At 60.0% G+C, this 18,039-nt stretch carries 18 protein-coding genes, 2 tRNA genes and 1 riboswitch; of the genes, 5 read left to right on the top strand and 15 right to left on the bottom strand.

The annotated features are described in order from the left end of the window. The 5 genes from V7080_RS12320 to V7080_RS12300 all read right to left on the bottom strand — a co-directional run. Window positions 1-240: DUF2613 family protein (locus V7080_RS12320; protein WP_334188692.1), on the bottom strand; the 240-nt coding region annotated here is incomplete at its 3' end. Window positions 241-274: 34 nt separating this feature from the next. Beyond that, the gene (argS, locus tag V7080_RS12315) at window positions 275-2,017 is read right to left on the bottom strand and encodes an arginine--tRNA ligase (protein WP_334188691.1); all 1,743 of its coding nucleotides are present in this window, start codon (window positions 2,015-2,017) and stop codon (window positions 275-277) included. Window positions 2,018-2,095: 78 nt separating this feature from the next. Next, complete coding sequence (locus V7080_RS12310; protein ID WP_334188690.1) at window positions 2,096-2,488, bottom strand: gamma-glutamylcyclotransferase family protein; 393 nt, start codon at window positions 2,486-2,488, stop codon at window positions 2,096-2,098. A gap of 32 nt (window positions 2,489-2,520) precedes the next feature. Beyond that, a complete protein-coding gene (locus V7080_RS12305) occupies window positions 2,521-3,738 on the bottom strand; it encodes a GGDEF domain-containing protein (protein WP_334188689.1) in 1,218 nt (405 codons plus the stop codon). A gap of 139 nt (window positions 3,739-3,877) precedes the next feature. Then, window positions 3,878-6,145 (bottom strand): S8 family peptidase, encoded by a 2,268-nt coding sequence (locus tag V7080_RS12300; protein WP_334188688.1) that lies wholly within the window; start codon window positions 6,143-6,145, stop codon window positions 3,878-3,880. Between the two features lie 58 nt (window positions 6,146-6,203). Then, a riboswitch (cyclic di-GMP riboswitch) is annotated at window positions 6,204-6,293 on the bottom strand. A gap of 346 nt (window positions 6,294-6,639) precedes the next feature. Here V7080_RS12300 and V7080_RS12295 point away from each other — a divergent pair. Then, window positions 6,640-7,479 (top strand): Crp/Fnr family transcriptional regulator, encoded by an 840-nt coding sequence (locus tag V7080_RS12295; protein WP_334188687.1) that lies wholly within the window; start codon window positions 6,640-6,642, stop codon window positions 7,477-7,479. A 124-nt stretch (window positions 7,480-7,603) separates the two neighbouring features. After that, window positions 7,604-8,932, top strand: a complete 1,329-nt coding sequence (locus V7080_RS12290; RefSeq protein ID WP_334188686.1) for an IS4 family transposase — start codon at window positions 7,604-7,606, stop codon at window positions 8,930-8,932. A gap of 65 nt (window positions 8,933-8,997) precedes the next feature. On the opposite strand, the gene V7080_RS12285 is transcribed toward V7080_RS12290, so the two are convergent. After that, window positions 8,998-9,333, bottom strand: coding sequence for a BON domain-containing protein (locus tag V7080_RS12285; RefSeq protein ID WP_334188685.1), 336 nt, complete (start codon window positions 9,331-9,333; stop codon window positions 8,998-9,000). A gap of 518 nt (window positions 9,334-9,851) precedes the next feature. After that, window positions 9,852-9,927 (bottom strand) — tRNA-Arg (locus tag V7080_RS12280). Window positions 9,928-10,121: 194 nt separating this feature from the next. On the opposite strand from V7080_RS12280, the gene V7080_RS12275 reads away from it, so the two are divergent. Then, entirely contained in the window at window positions 10,122-11,045 is a 924-nt protein-coding gene (locus tag V7080_RS12275; RefSeq protein WP_334188684.1) for a c-type cytochrome, read from the top strand. A 76-nt stretch (window positions 11,046-11,121) separates the two neighbouring features. On the opposite strand, the gene V7080_RS12270 is transcribed toward V7080_RS12275, so the two are convergent. The 5 genes from V7080_RS12270 to V7080_RS12250 all read right to left on the bottom strand — a co-directional run bounded on the left by V7080_RS12270 (window position 11,122) and on the right by V7080_RS12250 (window position 13,931). Continuing rightward, window positions 11,122-11,961, bottom strand: a complete 840-nt coding sequence (locus V7080_RS12270; protein WP_334188683.1) for an OmpA family protein — start codon at window positions 11,959-11,961, stop codon at window positions 11,122-11,124. Window positions 11,962-12,064: 103 nt separating this feature from the next. Next, a complete protein-coding gene (locus tag V7080_RS12265; protein WP_334188682.1) occupies window positions 12,065-12,478 on the bottom strand; it encodes a hypothetical protein in 414 nt (137 codons plus the stop codon). Window positions 12,479-12,489: 11 nt separating this feature from the next. Beyond that, window positions 12,490-12,894 (bottom strand): phage holin family protein, encoded by a 405-nt coding sequence (locus tag V7080_RS12260; protein ID WP_334188681.1) that lies wholly within the window; start codon window positions 12,892-12,894, stop codon window positions 12,490-12,492. Continuing rightward, on the bottom strand, window positions 12,891-13,193 hold the full coding sequence (locus V7080_RS12255) for a DUF883 family protein (RefSeq protein WP_334188680.1): 303 nt from the start codon (window positions 13,191-13,193) through the stop codon (window positions 12,891-12,893). The genes V7080_RS12260 and V7080_RS12255 overlap by 4 nt, the downstream gene beginning before the upstream one ends. Before the next feature lie 195 nt (window positions 13,194-13,388). After that, window positions 13,389-13,931: a hypothetical protein gene (locus V7080_RS12250; RefSeq protein WP_334188679.1), complete on the bottom strand. Its 543-nt coding sequence runs from the start codon at window positions 13,929-13,931 to the stop codon at window positions 13,389-13,391. Between the two features lie 115 nt (window positions 13,932-14,046). Between V7080_RS12250 and V7080_RS12245 the strand changes: the two genes are divergently transcribed. Continuing rightward, complete coding sequence (locus V7080_RS12245) at window positions 14,047-14,763, top strand: hypothetical protein (protein ID WP_334188678.1); 717 nt, start codon at window positions 14,047-14,049, stop codon at window positions 14,761-14,763. Between the two features lie 11 nt (window positions 14,764-14,774). Here the strand turns inward: V7080_RS12245 and V7080_RS12240 are convergent, their stop codons facing one another. The 3 genes from V7080_RS12240 to V7080_RS12230 form a co-directional block, all read right to left on the bottom strand. After that, window positions 14,775-15,278 carry an energy transducer TonB family protein gene (locus tag V7080_RS12240; RefSeq protein WP_334188677.1) on the bottom strand — a complete coding sequence of 168 codons (504 nt, stop codon included), beginning with the start codon at window positions 15,276-15,278 and terminating at the stop codon, window positions 14,775-14,777. 143 nt (window positions 15,279-15,421) lie between these two features. Continuing rightward, the gene (pip, locus tag V7080_RS12235) at window positions 15,422-16,387 is read right to left on the bottom strand and encodes a prolyl aminopeptidase (RefSeq protein WP_334188676.1); all 966 of its coding nucleotides are present in this window, start codon (window positions 16,385-16,387) and stop codon (window positions 15,422-15,424) included. Between the two features lie 78 nt (window positions 16,388-16,465). Next, window positions 16,466-17,569 (bottom strand): alpha/beta hydrolase, encoded by a 1,104-nt coding sequence (locus V7080_RS12230; protein ID WP_334188675.1) that lies wholly within the window; start codon window positions 17,567-17,569, stop codon window positions 16,466-16,468. A gap of 213 nt (window positions 17,570-17,782) precedes the next feature. Here V7080_RS12230 and V7080_RS12225 point away from each other — a divergent pair. Beyond that, window positions 17,783-17,859 (top strand) — tRNA-Asp (locus V7080_RS12225). Window positions 17,860-18,039: the final 180 nt, after the last annotated feature.

Below are 18,039 nucleotides of genomic sequence, written 5' to 3'. Positions count from 1 at the left end.
CTTCGCGGCCGCGCGATTGCCGTACAGAGCCCGGTTCGGATCGGCGGATTGCGCCGCCGACGGACCGGTGGACTTCTCATGCTTGCCCATCTTGTTGGTGAAGGGCACCGGTGTCTTGGTGATCATCATGGCGACGCCCAATGCGATCGCCAGGCCGATCACCAGGCCGATGACGATGCCGACCAGTGTGCCGCCGTGCTGCCTGTTGCGAAGTGGGTAGTGATGGTGCTGAGTGTGCATGTGTCCGTGCTTCCGTTTGCCTGTACGTCCCTGATTACATCCTTGACGGCGCCGATACGCCGATCAGCGCCAAACCATTGCGCAACACCTGGCGCGTTGCGCACATCAATGCCAGGCGCGCCATCCTGACGGACTCGTCGTCCACCAGAACCCGTTCCGCATTGTAGTAACTATGCAATTCACCCGCCAGATCGCGTAGATAGAAAGCTACCTGATGCGGGCCGAGTTCGTCGAGCGCTTTCTGCAGCATCTCCGGATATTCAGCCAGCTTTGCCAACAGTGCCGCTTCCCGCGGCGACACCAGCGGCGACAGGTCGACGCCGCGCAGCGCATCGAGCGCCGATGCATCGCCACCCCATTGCGCCAGCACCGAGCAGATGCGCGCATGTGCGTACTGGACGTAGTACACCGGGTTTTCATCGGACTGCGCCAGCGCCAGGTCGATGTCGAACACGAACTCGGTATCGGCCTTGCGCGAGATGAGGAAGAAGCGCACCGCGTCGCGTCCGCGCGTCAGGTCGCGCGTGCCGTCCTCGGCCGTTGCGTCGCCGGCCGACCATTCGATCAGGTCACGCACCGTCACGTAGGAGCCGGCACGCTTGGAGATTTTCACTTCCTCGCCGTTCTTCATCACGGTGACCATCTTGTGCAGCACATAATCGGGGTAACCCTGCGGGATGTCGAGGCCGACAGCCTGCAGGCCGGCGCGCACGCGCGCGATGGTGCCATGGTGGTCGCTGCCCTGCACGTTGATGACCTTGCCGAATCCGCGCTGCCACTTGGTGATGTGATAGGCGACATCCGGCACGAAATAGGTATAGGTGCCGTCGGACTTTTTCATCACCCGGTCCTTGTCGTCGCCGTAGTCGGTGGTGCGCAGCCAGAGCGCGCCATCCTGTTCATAGGTCTTGCCGGCCTTGACCAGCGCATCGACTGCGGCGGCGACCTTGCCGTCGGTGTACAGCGAGGATTCAAGATAGTAATTGTCGAACTTCACGCCGAACGCCTGCAGGTCGAGGTCCTGTTCGCGGCGCAGGTAGGTGACGGCGAATTTGCGGATCGATTCGATATCCTCGGGGTCGCCGCTGGCGGTGACCGGTGCACCGTCGCTGGCGGCCACGGTTTTCTTCTGCAGGAAGTCGGCGGCGATGTCGGCGATGTAGTCGCCGTTGTAGGCCGATTCCGGCCACGCCGCGTCGCCCGGCTTGGCCCCCTTGGCGCGGGCTTGCACCGACAATGCGAGGTTGGCGATCTGCACGCCGGCGTCGTTGTAGTAGAACTCGCGCGTGACGTCGAAGCCCTGCGCTTCGAGCAGCGCCGACATGGCGTCGCCCAATGCGCCCTGGCGGCCGTGGCCGACGTGCAGCGGACCGGTCGGGTTGGCCGAGACGAATTCGACCAGCACTTTTTTCCCGGCGCCGGCGGTGCTCCTGCCAAAAGCGTCGGCCTGGACCAGCACTTCCTTGACCACCGCCTGCTTGGCGGCGGTCGCCACCCGCAGGTTGATAAAACCGGGACCGGCTATGTCGATGGATTCGATCAGGCCGGTCCTCGCCGGATCGGCGAGCAAGGCGGCAACGAGCGCCTGGGCCAGTTCACGCGGATTCTTTTTCAGCGGCTTGGCCAATTGCATCGCGATGTTGCAGGCGATGTCGCCGTGCGCCGGGTCGCGCGGACGCTCCAGGATGACGGCGGGCTGCAATTCGGAGCCGGCGACGATCGGAGCCAGCGCTGCCTGGAAAAGGTCGATGATCTGTTGTTTTTGCGAAGCGAGCATGGGGTTGTGGGAATGTTGGCGGAATGGCCAGACAAGGAGGTTGGAGGATGGAGAATTATACCGGCTCGCCTGTCGCGATCATCTCGGACAGTATGTGCGGAGGAAACGCTCCAGCTGGAAGCTTTCCGGTCGCCACACCGTCGCGCCCAGTCGCCTGGATGCGATGAAAACATAGCTGGCGGCGGCTACTGTGTCGCCGCTGTCGAGCACGACGGAAATCGTGTCGCGCCGGTATTCGGTCCCTTCGAAGGCGTCCAGCGCCGCGATGTCATCGGCGGAGACGTCGAAATAAACGACGCCGTCCACCTGGGCACCGGCTCGGGCAACCATGCCGGGGTAGGTTTCACCGGAGATGTCGAATCGCGCATAGTCCCGGGCAGTCGCGGGCGCCGAGCGGTAGCTGCCGCGCACGACCTTTTCCCAGACAGGGGCGAACATGAGCGAACCGTAGGTAAAAACGTGGCAATGCATTGCTATGTCAGTCTGAAGTGGCCTCCGGCCGGCTATGCAGTGTACAGCGCAACCTGGTTGCGGCCATCCTTCTTTGCCTTGTACAACGCGGCGTCGGCCCCGGCGAGCAGTTCCGCCGGATCATTGCGCAATCCCGGCTGGATCGCGACGACGCCGAAGCTGATCGTCACCATTGGCGACACGCCGGACGCCTCATGCGGAATTTCCAGGGCCAGCACGGCTTTGCGCATCTGCTCGGCAAGCTGGGTGGCGTCTTCGATATTCGTGCTGGGAAGCAGCACACCGAACTCCTCCCCGCCGAGTCGAGCCGCCAGATCGGAGGATCGTTGCGGCACCGAACGCAGAATGGCAGCGACCCTCTTCAGGCAGGCGTCACCCGCCGGATGGCCGTAACGGTCGTTGAAACTCTTGAAGAAATCGACATCGGCCAGGATCAGCGCAACCGGATAGCCGCCCCGCCGCGCCCTTCCCCATTCGAGCGCCAGGCGGCGGTCGAACTCACGGCGATTCGCGAGCTGGGTCAGCGGGTCTTCCGCGGACAACTTGCCCAGCAGCGCAACGGCATGGCTCAGTTCCTCGTTGCGCTCCTGCTCGCGGGCGGTGGCGAGAAAAGCGCGACGCTGATCCTGGTCGGTGCGGAAATTGCCGATCAGGCCGATCGCGACAAAGGCCAGGAACACTACCCAGGCACCGAAAGAGGTCGGCTCTCCGGTGACGGACTGCATATAGGTATGGGAGGCACCGAAAATGAAAACGATGAGTGTCGCGCTGGCGAGCGCGCTGCGGAAACGCAGGCTGAGGACAATGCTGTTGAACAGCAGAACCAGTCCAAGACCAATGACGAGGCGGCCGGCGTACTGGTAAGAGCTCAGGCAGGCGATCCAGCCAATGCTAGCGGCGGCGATGACGCCCATCGACGCCAGCAGGATCTCGCGCACGACCACACGCGACACCCGGCTGATGCCCCAGGTACACAGCGCCAGCAGCGGCATCACCAGCAGGAAGCGGATTGCCCAGGCTTGCTTGTACAGATCCGGCAACTGGACCCGGTCGGTAATCGCAAACAGTCCGTAGATGACGACGGCCGTCAGGCCGGTCAGGCGATTGCGGTGCAGGCGAACCCGGTCCATCTCTTCCTGGAACGCGGCCTCCATGCTTTCCGGGAATGGGATGCCGATCTGCCAGAACCTGCGTCCGCGCGTTGGCATCGCGGAATGATTTGCAGGGGCATTGAATTGGTCGTCGGGCATGGGTGTTTTGGTAAGTCGCGGAAACAGGGTGCAGAAACAGCCGACTTAATATTGCCGTAATGCAACTTAGCTTACGCCCATGCATCCCACCTGTCCAGCAGCAGGTAACAGAAACGGCAAAAACCGTAATGCCGCCGTTTCAGAACTGCCTGCTGTAGCGAATCAATGCCAGCTTTTCCGTCGGCGCTTCGCTCAGGTGATTCGGATTCCGGCGCAACAGCAATGTCATGGCCACCGCTTCGTCCCTGCGCAGCGGTTGCTGGTAATTCACCTCCGCCCGCCATTCCCGCACCACCGGCACCATGGAAAACACCAGCCGTTCACGTTGCTGCTGGCCGTTGCCATCCACGCCGGTCATCACATCCATCACCATGCGCCCTGCGTAGGTACGGAGCGGCTGCGATACCGCGACGCTGAAGCGGTCGCCCTTCTTCAGCCGGTCGGACGCAATCAGTGCCAGCGAGAATGCATTCGTCCTGATGCCGCTGATCTCGGTGATGAGGCTGCCGCTCGCCACGCTGCCCGGCGTGACACCGAACGACGCTTGCCCCGCCATTGCAAGGTCACGCGCCAGCAACAAGGCGCCTGCCAGCTGAACTGAACTGGTCGACGCACGCTGCCCGAAGGCCAGCGCGCCGCGCGACTGCGAACCGAGGTAGGCATTGACTTCGCTGGTCTGGGAGAACGATACCGCCATCGCGGCATCGCCGAAGGATCGTGATACTTCGAACAACGCGGCATCGGATTTCGGCGGGCGCCCCCAGCCGGAGTCGGGCAGGAAGACACTATCCTGCGTGGCGAGCGCCCGGTTCAAACCTGCGCTCAGCATGCCTAGTTTGAGTTTGAAGCCACCGATATCCTGCGCGACCGCCATGTGCAATGCAGCCGGAACCAATTCCCCATACGGATTCGACAATCCGGCGACACCGCCGAATGACATGCCGTGATCAAGCCGAAGCGCGCCGATGCCGAAGTAGCCGGCCGACATGCCACCGATCCCGACCGACGCTTCCCGGCCGCCCGCGCTTTTCGCGAGGAACGAAAATGCCGCCAGCTTCGCTGCAGGCGCGGGGCCGAATTGCCAGCCATCCGCCGCCGTGCGCCGATGGTAGGCAACCGTCAGCTGCGACCCGTCGGCCAGCACCTGCTCCGCCGTCTCGATGCGATTTGCCATCGCGCCGAACACCTGGTCGATCGATAACGTCGCCGGCCGGGCAACCTGCGCGCCGAGATTGATATTGAAATCGCGATTGAAATCGTCCAGCCCGACCACGCGCAAATCGCCCGACGCGGCAAGGCTCCACAGCCGGCTTACCGCGGCCGAGGGCTGGGCAGCGCCTTGCAACACATTGATCGTCTTGCCGTTGAACGTGGTGGTGGTCACCGAGCCGATCGGCTGCAGGGCCTTCTCGACATTCAGCAATCCGCGCCCGTAAATCGGGTCGATACCCGGCGTACCGAGGTCGGTTGCGGTGACCAGCAGGATGTTGCCGATCTGATCAGCGCGCAGCGATGGCCACAACTGCTTGATCAGCGCCGCCGCACCGCTGACGACGGGTGTCGCCATCGACGTGCCGCTCATGGTCACGTATTGGTCGTTCAGATACGGCGACATCAGCCGGACGCCCGGCGCCACGAGGAACCAGGCAGCCGTGTCGCCGGCGCGATTGGAAAATGCCGCAATGCGATTGTTCGCATCGACCGCTCCCACCGCGATGATTTGATTGTTGGCCCAGGCCTCCTTTGCGAAACGCGCCGGCCAGTTCGGGTTCGCCGCGGCGTCATTGCCTGCGGCGGCCACGATCAGCATGCCGCTGCGCACCGCTTCCAGCATCGCCTGCGGATCGTAGCGCGACGCCGCGCCGAGACTGATATTGGCAATCGCCGCCTTGCCGATCGCGTGACGCAGCCCACGATCCAGATACACGGTCGAGCCGCTTCCGCTGTCCTGCAGCACTTTTACCGGCAAGATCCGCGCATCGTATGCCACGCCGAATATCCCGCTGCCGTTGCGCCCGGCGCCGATCAGGCCGGCCACATGGGTGCCGTGTCCCATCCGATCGGTCGTGTCGAATGCCCCGGTAATTGCGTTAAATCCCGCACCGATCTTCGCCGGCTCCGCAAATTCGCGATGCCGCGCATTCAACCCGGTATCAAGCACGGCAATCGTTACACCATTGCCGGTAATCGCGCGGGCATACGCATAGTCGGCGCGAATCTGCCGCAACACGCCCATTGAATTCGAGCGCTCCATATCGCTTGCGCCGACAGTCGGGAAATAGGTTTGCGCCGGTTCGAGCACAACACCGGATTGTGTAGGCACGCCTTCGGCGCCGGCCTGCAGCATGAATGCCGCCGTTATCGCCGTGGCGATCATGCTGCGCTGAAAAAATGGGAAGGAGGACATGTGTCGCCTTTCTCCGGTTTCATGTCGGAAAAAGGGCATTGCTGCGCCTGAAACCAGTCTCGGCGACCCCGCTGGCTTGCATGCGCGGTGCATGCGAAGTCCGGAAGTTTTGCGTCTCCGCCTTTCGACGGATTTGCCCTTGCGTACTGCTTTATACGCAAGAGCATTTTGCATTCATTGCTGACAATAAGAAATGCTTTGATGCAACCTGTGCCGTCCGATGTCGCTAATCGGCACAAATTAATATCAGCATGACAAATCCGTTAGCTCTGGACGGTTGATTCAAACGTCTTGAGCCACTGAAACAGTCCGTGTAGGAAAAGGCTGACAGGACGCCAACTATTTCCCATAGTGTTTTTCATCCGAATGCTGATGTTCATCAACTTGATGAATCGACATAATTCGTTCCATCAACTGCCGGATACGCACCTAACGGCAAGATTCTGCTGATAACTAATTCTGACGATAACTCTTAAATTCATACAGGGAACAATATGCTGACATCGCACACATTGGAACGTACTACTTCATCACTCTCCAATACTGCTTCCGTGTCCGGCGCCGCCGGATGGCAACGCAACGGCAAGCTGTGGTCGAGCCTGAAAGAGGTGTGTGATCTGCTGCGCGTCCAGCTCACTTCGGCACTCGGTGGCGACGAATTCCAGTTTCAGCACATGCAGTTCAAGGCCGGTCAGCGCGTGCATACCATCGGCCAGCCGTTCGACATGCTCTACATCGTCTACTCCGGCTTCCTCAAATCGGTGATGATCGATGAATCCGGCAACGAGCAAGTGCTCGGCTTCCCGATGAAGGGCGACATGTTCGGCATCGACGGCATTCACAGCAAGCAGTATTCGACAGAAACGGTTGCTCTCTCCAATTGCGAAGTCATCCTCGTACCGTTCAAGACCTTCGCCGCGCTGGGCCGCACCCACTCCGAACTGGAAGCCGCCATCTACGGCGTCATGAGCCGTGAACTGGTGCGTGAACAGGCCATGGTCGGCACGCTCGGCTCCCTGAGCGCCGAAGCGCGCGTCGCCCGCTTCCTCGTCTACCTGTCCGACCGCTTCACGGAAATGGGTTACTCCGGCAAGCAGTTCAACCTGCGGATGACCCGCCAGGAAATCGGCAACTACCTTGGCCTGACACTGGAAACGGTCAGCCGCACCTTGTCGGCATTCAATGCCATCGGATTGATCTGCGTCGACCAGCGCGCCATCGTGCTGAACGACATCCCGGCGCTCAAAACCCTGCGTCGCCTGCCGCCGTCCCATACACGCGCCAAGCAGGAGGCTGCCAAGGCGCTGAAGCGCGCAGCACTTGCCGCCGCATAAAATTAATCGGTATCGCCTTAAGAAAAAAGCCCGCAGCGCGGTAATGCCGTTCAGTTAAGAGCTGAACGGCATTTTTATTTTGGGGTGTTGTAAACGGTGGCCAGGGCTGTTAACCTGCGTCACCATGCTGGATGACGCGCTTTATTTGCTTGTGCAAGGCCAGGAAAGCCCGGACTGGGCTCGCCTGGGGCAGCACTTGCCCTACGAGTGGATCGAGCAAGCGGTTACCTACACGGGCAAAGCGAGCATTCGGCAGCGCCGTCTGCCGGCAGAGCAAGTGGTGTGGTTAGTCGTCGCACTGGCGCTGTACCGGCATCAGTCCATCAGCGAAGTGGTCGACGATCTGGACCTGGCGCTACCGGACATGCACACACCTTTCGTCAGCAAAAGCGCAGTAGCGCAAGCACGGCAGCGCCTTGGCGCCGACCCTTTGCGGGCTTTGTTTGAGATCTCGGCAAAGGCCTGGTCTGAGCAGGACCGCAAGCGCTACCTGTTCAAGGGCCTGAGCCTGTTTGCGGTGGACGGCACGACCTTGAAGAGCGCCGATACGCCAGAGCATCGCGCGCATTTCGGCGAGCAGGTCTATTCCAGCGGCCGGATTTCGAGCTATCCGCAAGTACGGGGCGTGACGTTGACCGCGCTGCCGACTCACTTGATTCTCGATGCCAGGTTCGGTCCCTATGGGATCAATGAGATGCTCTACGCCAAAGAGCTGCTTGCATCGATCCCGGAGGATTCGCTCACCGTCTTCGACAAAGGCTTCCTGTCGGCCGAGATCTTGTGTGGCTTGACCCATGGCCGAACCAATCGCCACTTCATCATTCCGGCCAAGGCCAATAGCAAATGGAACGTTGTTGGCGGCACACCCGAGGATGCCATCGTTGAGATGCGCGTATCGCCCCAGGCACGCAAGAAATGCCCGGAGTTGCCTGCAACATGGCGTGCCCGTGCCATCACGGTCATCGACCAGAGTGCACGCAAGCACGTACTGCTGACATCGCTGTTGGATACCAGGCGCTACACGGCCAAGGACATCACTGCCTGCTACGCTCACCGGTGGCACATTGAGACAAGCTATCGTGAACTCAAGCAGACGATGATGGGAATGGCCTTGACCTTGCGTAGCCGCACGGTCGAGGGCGTCTACCAGGAAATCTGGGGAACGCTGACCGCCTACAACCTGATCCGACTGGAAATGGCCAAGGCAGCGCTGAAGGTGAAGTGCGAGCCGACCGAGATCAGCTTTATCCGTGCCTTCCATGCCATCCAGTACGAGTTGCACTGGGCCGCCGCGACCCGGGCACAGGGCAAACTGCCCGCTTTACTACAGCGCCTTCGTCAGCGCCTGGTCATGCTCTTGAATGAACAACGGCCCGGCCGAAAAATCGACCGGGCCGTAAAGGCTTTGCCACATCGTTACACCGTTCGTGTCTTCAAGAAAAACCTTAACTGAACGGCATTACCCGCAGCGCGGGCTTTTTCATTTCCGGCGGAATCAACCGTCGGATTCCATACCAATTATTTGCAGGTCATGCACACAATGATTTGATTATCGACCGAGCGCACACCGGCAACGCCTTCGGCAATCGAACCAGCCTTCTGGAAATGTGCAACCGATTTGACTTCGCCTTTCAAACGGACGGCACCCTGGCTCGTATCGACATTGATTGCCAAGCCACTGATCTCAGGATCAGCCAACAGCGCTGCCTTAACCTTTGCAGTGATAGCGGCGTCATCAACGACTTGCCCCGTCGACCGTTGACCGGATTCGGAAGAAGAACCCTGGTTCATCCCTGCACAACCGGCCACAAAAGCAGCAGACAAAAGCAGAGCAAGCAATTTGGAATGTTTCATGAAATCCTCATTATCAATGTATCGCCGTGCGATGCGGAACGCACAACACGCGGTGACTGTTTTTGGAAGAAAGATGGAGCGTTACGGATGATTTGTCTCGAATGTATAAATGCTTTTTTATTATCAGGCCTTTCCGGTCCGGCCAAGCGGCTGTCCTGAAAAGGACTTGCGCCGGTTGACTGTTGCAACCAGAAACCTGTATCTACAAGCATATACGAAGCGACAACATCGGGCAACTTGCCATCTCAACAGACTGTTTCCACCGCCTGTTATTTGTGCATTTGACGACACGAAAATTGTCCCGAGGAGCGATTTGCATCAACTGCGTTTGACGATGTTCCTCGGGTATATCCATTGCCACATTGGCTACGCCAACGCGGGGCATTGAGGATTGGTGTCGTCATCACGGGAAATATCTTGCGAGATTGATTTTCAGCACAAAATTCGACTCGGTCGGAATCAAAAATTGGCGCGACTGAAAACGGTTTCAGTAACGATTACCTTGCTGAATCAACAAATGGCGCGGCTGGCTGGAATCGAACCAGCGACCCTTGGCTTCGGAGGCCAATACTCTATCCACTGAGCTACAGCCGCGTAGAGAAACTTGGGAAGGCATGAAGGATACCTTTTTTCGGCTGTGCCGTCCATGCAATATAAGGAACGTGCGTTCCTAATCAGCTATTTTGCGTCTATAATCAAGGGTTTTGCGAGTATTGCGCCGCAGTATCGATGAGCCCCGCTCTCGTGCGCGCACCGCTGCCGGTTTCGAAATCTGTATTGAGGGAATAATGAGCGACGCACATAACGACCATGGATCATTGATCAAGACCCCAAAGCAGCTCATTGCTGCTGTGGCTGCCGGTTTCATCATTCCTATCGTCTGCATTGTATTGCTGGTGATGTATGTAGGTAACGACAGCATTTCGGGCGCCGGTTCGGAGGGCATGTCGCCGGAATCTGTGGCGGCACGCCTGCGGCCGGTGGCGGAAGAAGGCTTTACATTCCGCGATGCCAACGCGCCGAAGCAGTTACAGGCGGGCGACGCCGTTTATAAGGCTGTTTGCGCAGCCTGCCACGACAGCGGTGCAGCAGGCGCGCCGAAGACCGGTGACACGGCCGGCTGGACAGCCCGCATAGCGCAGGGCTATGAAAAGCTGGTTGCAAATGCCGTGAACGGTATCCGCGCCATGCCGGCAAAGGGTGGCAATCCTGACCTGGATGATGTCGAAGTCGCCCGTGCCGTGGTCTACATGGCCAACCAGTCCGGCGGAAAATTCAAGGAGCCGGAAGTGAAACCGGCTGCAGCCGCTGCGGCGCCAGCAGCGCCGGCTGCTGCGGAAGCGCCGCCGCAATCCGCAGGAGCTCCGGTCGCATCAGCCTCGCAGCCAATGGCGTCCCCAACGCAAACGGCGCAGAACGTCGCTCCAGCGGCTAACACGGCGCAACCGACCAAGGTATCCGCAGAAGTCGGCAAGAAGATCTACGACACCGCATGTGTCGCCTGCCACGGGGCCGGCATTGCAGGCGCACCAAAAACCGGAGACAAGGCAGCCTGGGCGCCGCGAATTCAGCAAGGCAACGAAACACTCTACACCCATGCGATCAAAGGTTTCCAGGGCAAGGCTGGCGTGATGCCACCAAAAGGCGGATCCTCAGCATCCGATGATGAAATCAAAGCAGCAGTGGACTTCATGGTATCGGCGTCCAAATAAACGAAGCCGCCAGATGATGAAAAGCCGACCTTGAAGGTCGGCTTTTTTTTGCCTTGCCGAAGTAACTGCACACAATTTATCGTGGCTGTTGCGGATATGGCTGCTGTTGTGGATACGTTTGTTGGGGATAAGGCTGTTGCGGATAAGTCTGCTGCGGGTACGGCTGTTGCGGATACGGTTGCTGAGGGTAATTCTGCTGCGGATACGGCTGCTGTGGATAGGGTTGTTGCGGTGCCTGCGCGGTGGCCTGCGGCTCGGCGACGAAGATTTCCACCCGCCGGTTCTGGGCGCGACTCGCTTCCGAATCGTTCGACGCCACCGGTTCACGCTCTCCCCGACCATCGACGATGAAACGGCTTGCAGCGACGCCGCGTGTACTCAGATAGTCACGGGTGCGGGCAGCCCGGTCATAGGACAGCGGATTATTGATCGCTTCCGAGCCGGTGCTATCGGTGTGTCCGATGATGGTGACCTTGGTGTATGGATTCTCGACCAGGCTGGCGGCGAACTTGTCGAGCACGGGACGAAAATTCGGCTTGATGTCCGACCGGTTGGTATCGAATGAAATGTCGCTGGGAATCTCCAGTTTCAACCGATTGTCGGCGGTTTGCGTGACTTCCACACCGGTGCCTTGCGTCGCCTGCTCCATCTTGCGCTTCTGCGCTTCCATTCGCGCAGACCAGATATTGCCGATGACTGCGCCGGCAGCGCCACCGACAACAGCACCGGTTGCCGCCCGGCTTCCGCCGCCCTTCCCGACCGTTCCGCCCAGCACCGCGCCGATGCCGGCGCCGACACCGGCGCCCGTTGCCGTTCCACGCTGCACCTCATTCATATTTGCACAACCGCCCAATGCCAGCGCGCAGGCAAGTGTGGTAACACTCAGCCGCGCGGCGACAGTTCGTTGATGTTTCATTGCTTTCCCCCTCGTGTCAAACATGATTTCGACATCCGGGGCAAATGCAAGTTCGTCATCCTTGCAGCGATGAAAAACTTAATTACATTTGCAATCAAGTCATTCAGATTGTCGGGCCGGGAGTTTGCGCCGGAGAAGAAGCGGAATCCGTGTCATCGGCCCTTTGCCGGCTGGCGACCATCCACCCGATCGCACCGACGATGCCTGCGATGCCTGCGACACGTAGCGCCGGCTTGACCAACCCTCTGCGCGACAACGCGGAGTAGCCGTCGGCCAACAAGGGTAATGCCTGCTGCAGGTCGAGGCCGTTTGCACCGGAGACGCCACGGCTTGCCAGCATGCCAAGCACCACGGGAGCAACCCGGGCAATGGCGCTTTTCGCGAGCACTTGCGGACGCAGGCCGGCTTGCAACGCCTGCTTCGATTGCACGACACGTGCGCGGAAGACCCGGCCCTGCGCGATCAATTGTTCTTTGCGGTCCGCAACGGCATGGTCATCGGAGGATTCATCCATCATGGCGTCACCTTTCACAGCAAGGCATCCCGGTCGTTGCGCAATTCGGCCATGGTGGCCGGCATCGACAGCTTGTTCGCGCTCAGCAGTGCGCGCGCATAGAACAGTAAACCGGCTGCCAACAAAGTAAATACAGCTGCCATGAGCAGCAGTATCTTCCAGCCCCAGCTGTCCCATGCCAGCACCACGATCAGCGCGGTCCAGTAAGCGATGGCGAACCAGACCACCACCACGCCGATGCCGAACAACAGCAGCAGCTTGAGGAGATGACTGCGGATTTCACCCAGCTCGCAAGCCGCCAGCTCGACACGGCTGACGAGCAAGCCGAACAGATTTTTACCCATTCCAGCCAGGCCGGCGGCGAGCCCGCCTGCAGGTATCGGCGTCGCGCCGGACGCTGGCTTGTCCACCGCGTTCATTTACGCGAGAGGAGCAAGCCGGCCAGCAATCCGACGCCCGCGGAGATCGCCACTGCCCGCCATGGATTTGCGCGAACGAAGAAGTCGGTCTGGTGCGCCACTTCCTTGCTGGTTTCCACGGCAATCACTTGTGCGTCCTGGGCTTTTTCCATGGCGGCGTCGAGAAGCATGAGGCCCTTGTGGCGCAGCTCGTCGGCACGCTCGCCGGAAGCCGAGGTCGCTTCGCGAAACAAGGCCTGTGCATCGCGCACCAGCGTGCTCATATCGTGTCGTACCGTCTTGATGCTGGACGTCGGCATGGCGTTACTCCTTTAGTTGGCAGTCGCGGAAAACGGGAAGTTAATCCAGCACAGCGACTGCGGGTGAATCAGACATGCGCCAGGCCCGCATGCATTCATTCCGGGCGATCACGGCGAAAGTCTTTATGCAAGGTAATTTATCAAATGTGCGGCGGCGTCGTTTGATCAAACCACAACATTGGCGTGGAGAATCAATTATGCCGACCGCAACCGGATCTCCGCAATGCTTTCGACGCTTCCGATGCGGATCGTCACTGGATTGAAGATCGGCATGGCCTGCGTCGGCCGCCATGCGAACAGCCACTCCCTTTCGGGCGCGCTCTGCCTGGATTTGGAGAAGGCGGCGCCGAGCGGACTCGGCATGCCGTAGGACATGGCGGCATCGATGCCTGCCCAGCTTGGCAGGGTCTTCTGCGCGGCGTGATGAATACGCTCGCCAAACTCTTCCGTGTCGTGGATGACGAGACAGGCATCCGCGCCTGAAAAAAGATCGAACAACGCGTCATCCCATGCATGGGCAAGGCTGAGCGTCAGGTAGCCGGCGGACATGTCCTGCTTCGCCGCAAGCGGCAGAATCTGTTTGCCGGATTGCGGCATCGTGAGGCCCTGCAGCGGAGCACGCAGGCGGAATTCACCCAGCGACAGCGAACGTTCAAGCCAAGTGTGATGCGAATAGCGATACAGTTTAGCGGGCCGTTGACCGGCTGCAGCAAGCACGGGGGAGGAAGTGGAGGTCATGAAGGATTGCAGAGAAGGAATCGTCTCCATTAAAACAGATTCGTCCCTGCCCGGCAAATCAATAGCAACAGTGTGTGTGCGTGAGCCGAAGTAAAAAAAGCGGCCCGGAAGCCGCTTGCCAAACTTGGTGTTGCATTTTGCTTCCGTGACGCAGCGCGGGAATTATTCGGTGCTTTTCTGGCCCTTGCCGGGTTTGTCGGATTTGTTCTGTTTCGCCTGGCTTTTCTTTTTCGATGCCGATTCGTCGCCGCTTGCGGATGCACCCGACGAATTCGATACGCCGCTGGCGCTCTTGCCGGTCGTACCGGAAGTTCCTGCGGCACCGGCCGCGCCGGAACCGCCGGCTGTCGATCCGGATGTGGATGATGGCGTATCGGCGGTGCTTGACGCCCCGGTGCTGCCGGAGCTTTTGGTGGCGCCGTTGGAGCTGCCTGCGCCGGTGGGGCCTGCGGTGGCGCCTTTCGATGTTCCTGTCGCGGACGGAGAGGATGAACCGGAGCCGCTTTGCGCGAGTGCGATCGATGACACCGAGGCAATCAATACGAAGGACATGGTCCGGATAGTGGTTTTCAAGCTCATGAAAATGCTCCTGGGAGATAATGAAAAAAGCATCGTCGATGCAGGAGCTTGGATGAAGCAGCATGGCCGGCGTTCAGGGCGCTACCGCAGTCATGGGCTACGGCTGCGCGTGAACACCCTTCAAGCCGTTGATTTTTTGCTTCTTATTGACTGTGTAAAAGTATGTAACCCGGCGGCTGCCCTGTTGCGCTCTGGATGCAGAGGCGTTCGCAATTGTATGAAGACAGGTGCATGCCTTGAAAGGAGACGATGAAATCTGCCGGGCTACCTGTCCATCTGTGGTTCGGCGATGGTACGCAATTGGAAGCGCCCATCATTGTTGAACAGCCAGGTTTCCGAAATATCCACGCGCCCCCGGCGCAGCAGGTTCGATGCCGGCTTGGGGAACGGCGCGGCGTTGCGCAAGGTTGCCAGCGCAGTGACTTCGGTGACTTTGTCGCGGTTGGAGCGCTGGATTTCACTATGCACGAGATTTCCCCGTGCATCGACGGCATACCGCACGACGACGACCGAGCGCAGCAGCGCTTGCGGACGTCCGACAAAGACCTTGGTGGAATTGACCTGGACAATCCGCTGCGCAATATCCCGCTTATAGCCATCGATGGTGGATGCGGTGGAGGTTGCATCGAGGGTGGTCTCGACCTGTTCCACACGACTTACCGGTTCCCGCCGCTCCTGTTTCGCCGGTTCGGCGAGCCTGTCGTCGGTCGACGTACTGCAGGCGGCGAGCATGCCGCCAAGGAAAATGACTGCGATTCTGTTGTACATGATGAACTCGACTTGGCGAAAAACGTTGATAGCGGCATCGCCAGTTCTTCACATGCACGGCAACCGGCGCTTTCCGTCGAACAATTATAGTGCCGGCCGGTTCATGCAAACAGGCATTCTTGGGCAGTGGGCGATCGAAAGAATTAATCGAAGCAACGCCGGGTCTTGAATTGCTCCGTTGCCGCCACCAGTACCGCAGCGGTGCCCGGTTCATAACCCGCATGGCCGGCATCGGGGATCATGTGGAATTTTGCCTCTGGCCATGCCTGGTGCAGGCGATAGGCGGACAAGGGTGGACACACCACGTCGTATCTGCCTTGCACGATAACGGCGGGCAGATCACGGATACGGTCGACGTTGCGGATAAGCTGGTCGTCGCTGAAAAATCCCTGGTTCAAAAAATAATGCGCTTCCAGCCTGCCGATGCCGAGGCTGACGACATCGGAGCTGAAGTCTTCGACGGCTTCCGCGTCCGGTCTCAGGAACAGGCAGCGGCCTTCATACCGGCTCCAGGTGCGCGCGGCGGCGACGGTGACGGCGCGGTCGTCACAGAACAGGCGTTTGGTGTAAGCCTGCAACAGGTCGCCGCGCTCCCCTTCGGGTATCGGTTCGGCAAATTCCGCGTGCACCTCCGGAAAAAACCATCGGATGCCATTGATGAACCAGTCGATTTCCGCCTGCGTGCACAGGAAGATGCCGCGCAGGACGAAGCCCAGGCAGCGTTCCGGGTGCGCTTCGCCATAGGCCAGCGCCAGCGTTGATCCCCATGAACCGCCGAACACGAGCCAGCGGTCGATGCCGAGCATGTCACGCAGGCGTTCGATATCGCTGACCAGCAGTTGCGTGGTGTTGTTGCGGTATTCGCCGAGCGGTGTGGAACGGCCGGCGCCGCGCTGGTCGAACAGCACGATGCGGTAATGCGCCGGGTCGAAGAATCGGCGTTGCTTAGGCGTGCAGCCGCCGCCCGGTCCGCCATGCAGGAACAGTACCGGCTCGCCGTGCGGGTTGCCGCATTCTTCCCAATACAGGGTATGCAGTTCGTCCACCGGCAGCACGCCGCTGCGGTACGGTTCGATAGGAGGAAACAGCGGCGAATCGGAATCATCCATGGCAGTGGGCAGGCGTTGAAGGAAACCGGTGGATTGTATCCAAGGCCGCAGGTTCCGTGGCGGCTGCCGTGCGTCCGGTCAGCTTACCGGCCGGGATCGCGGCAGGACCGCCAGTTCGGACAGCCATTCGAAGACCGCCGGCCAGATCACCGCATGGGCATTCCGCCCCACCAGCACGCCGACATGCTGGAGCGCGACGCCGACATCCCCTTCGTACTGCAACAGCTTTTTCTGGCTCCCCGCGGCGGCCTCATGGAATGCAACGACCGATTGCGGCGGCACGACAGAGCTGCGAGGATCATAGACGCTCAATAGCGGCGTCAGCAGATTTCCCGGTCCGATGCGTTGTCCGTCCATGTCCAGCATGCCGCGCATCAGCCTGTCATCACGATAGAGCCACTCCACCACGTCGGCAAACAAGTGCCCGGGCAGTGCGAATTCATCATGGGTCCAGCGCAGCACCCGCATGTGCGTGGCGAAAGCATCCCGATCCGCAATGGACAGCGAAAAATCCCGGTAAGGCTCCCAGCGGAATTCATCCGGGGCGGCCGATACGCTGGCCGCGTTCAGGAACGATCCCGGCACTGTGCCGAAGGCGGCGGCGATTGCACGTGCATCCGGCGCGGTGTGGACTGCCGATGTGATCCGATCCGCATCGGCGTCGAAGTGCAGCGGCGCTTCCAGCAGAATGAGCGCCCTCGCCCGCTCCAGGTGCAGGCAGCAGAATGCGGTGGCCAGTATCCCGCCGAGCGAATGGCCGGCCATGACGCAGGCGGTCTCACCGCAATCCGCTTCGATCCGCTCGATACACGCATGCAGCAGGCGGTTGCCATAATCGCAAAGGCCGAATCCCTGCTCGTCGTCGCCGATGGCTGCCCACTCCGCGAGGTAGACGCGCATGCCCTGCGCCAGGCATTGCCGGACCACGCTGACTGACGGCGCCAGGTCCCAGATATACGGACGCTTGATCGGCGCCGGCACGATGAGCATCGCCGGTCCGCCGGCGTGTTCATCGCCGTAGCGACGCAATCGCAGGCCCGGTTCCTCATGCACGACACGGTATGCCGACTCGACCGGCGCAAATCCCGCAGCGTCGAACAAGGCGCCGCGCCATTGGCGCATCCGGTCGAGCTGTCCGAATGCGGCGCGCGTGGCGACGTGATTCCATGGGGTGTTTTGCATAGCCGCCCTGCCTCATGCCCGGTTGAAAGATATGCATTGGAGTCTTGCCAATACAACTGGTTCGCACCAGGATCGTGCATGGCATTTCAGGAAGGAATCAACTTCCCCCTAGCCAACTTGCTGAAGATGCTGTAGACTTCGTGCCCTTCAGACGTGGTGACAAACGTCGGCTGTCCTTCCCGCAATTCGGTCGGACAGATGCAGCAAGTTTCAGGAGTGGTAGTTCAGTCGGTTAGAATACCGGCCTGTCACGCCGGGGGTCGCGGGTTCGAGTCCCGTCCACTCCGCCAGATCATCAAATGCCCGCGCAAGCGGGCATTTGTCTTTTCAGGCCAGTCGGATTTCTTCGACTGCTTCGCCGAAATGAAAAAGACGAACCGCAGGGTTCGTCTCAGACTGCTGACGAACCCCGTCTTTTTTTCGAAGGCGGGGTTTTTTATTGCTCGTAGGAGCGATCAGGCGAGGGCGAG

The sequence above is a fragment of the Noviherbaspirillum sp. genome (assembly GCF_036846085.1).
Taxonomy (GTDB): domain Bacteria; phylum Pseudomonadota; class Gammaproteobacteria; order Burkholderiales; family Burkholderiaceae_D; genus Noviherbaspirillum.
Note: the sequence above shows the minus strand (reverse complement) of the source record. Positions and strands in the feature narration are given on the sequence as shown.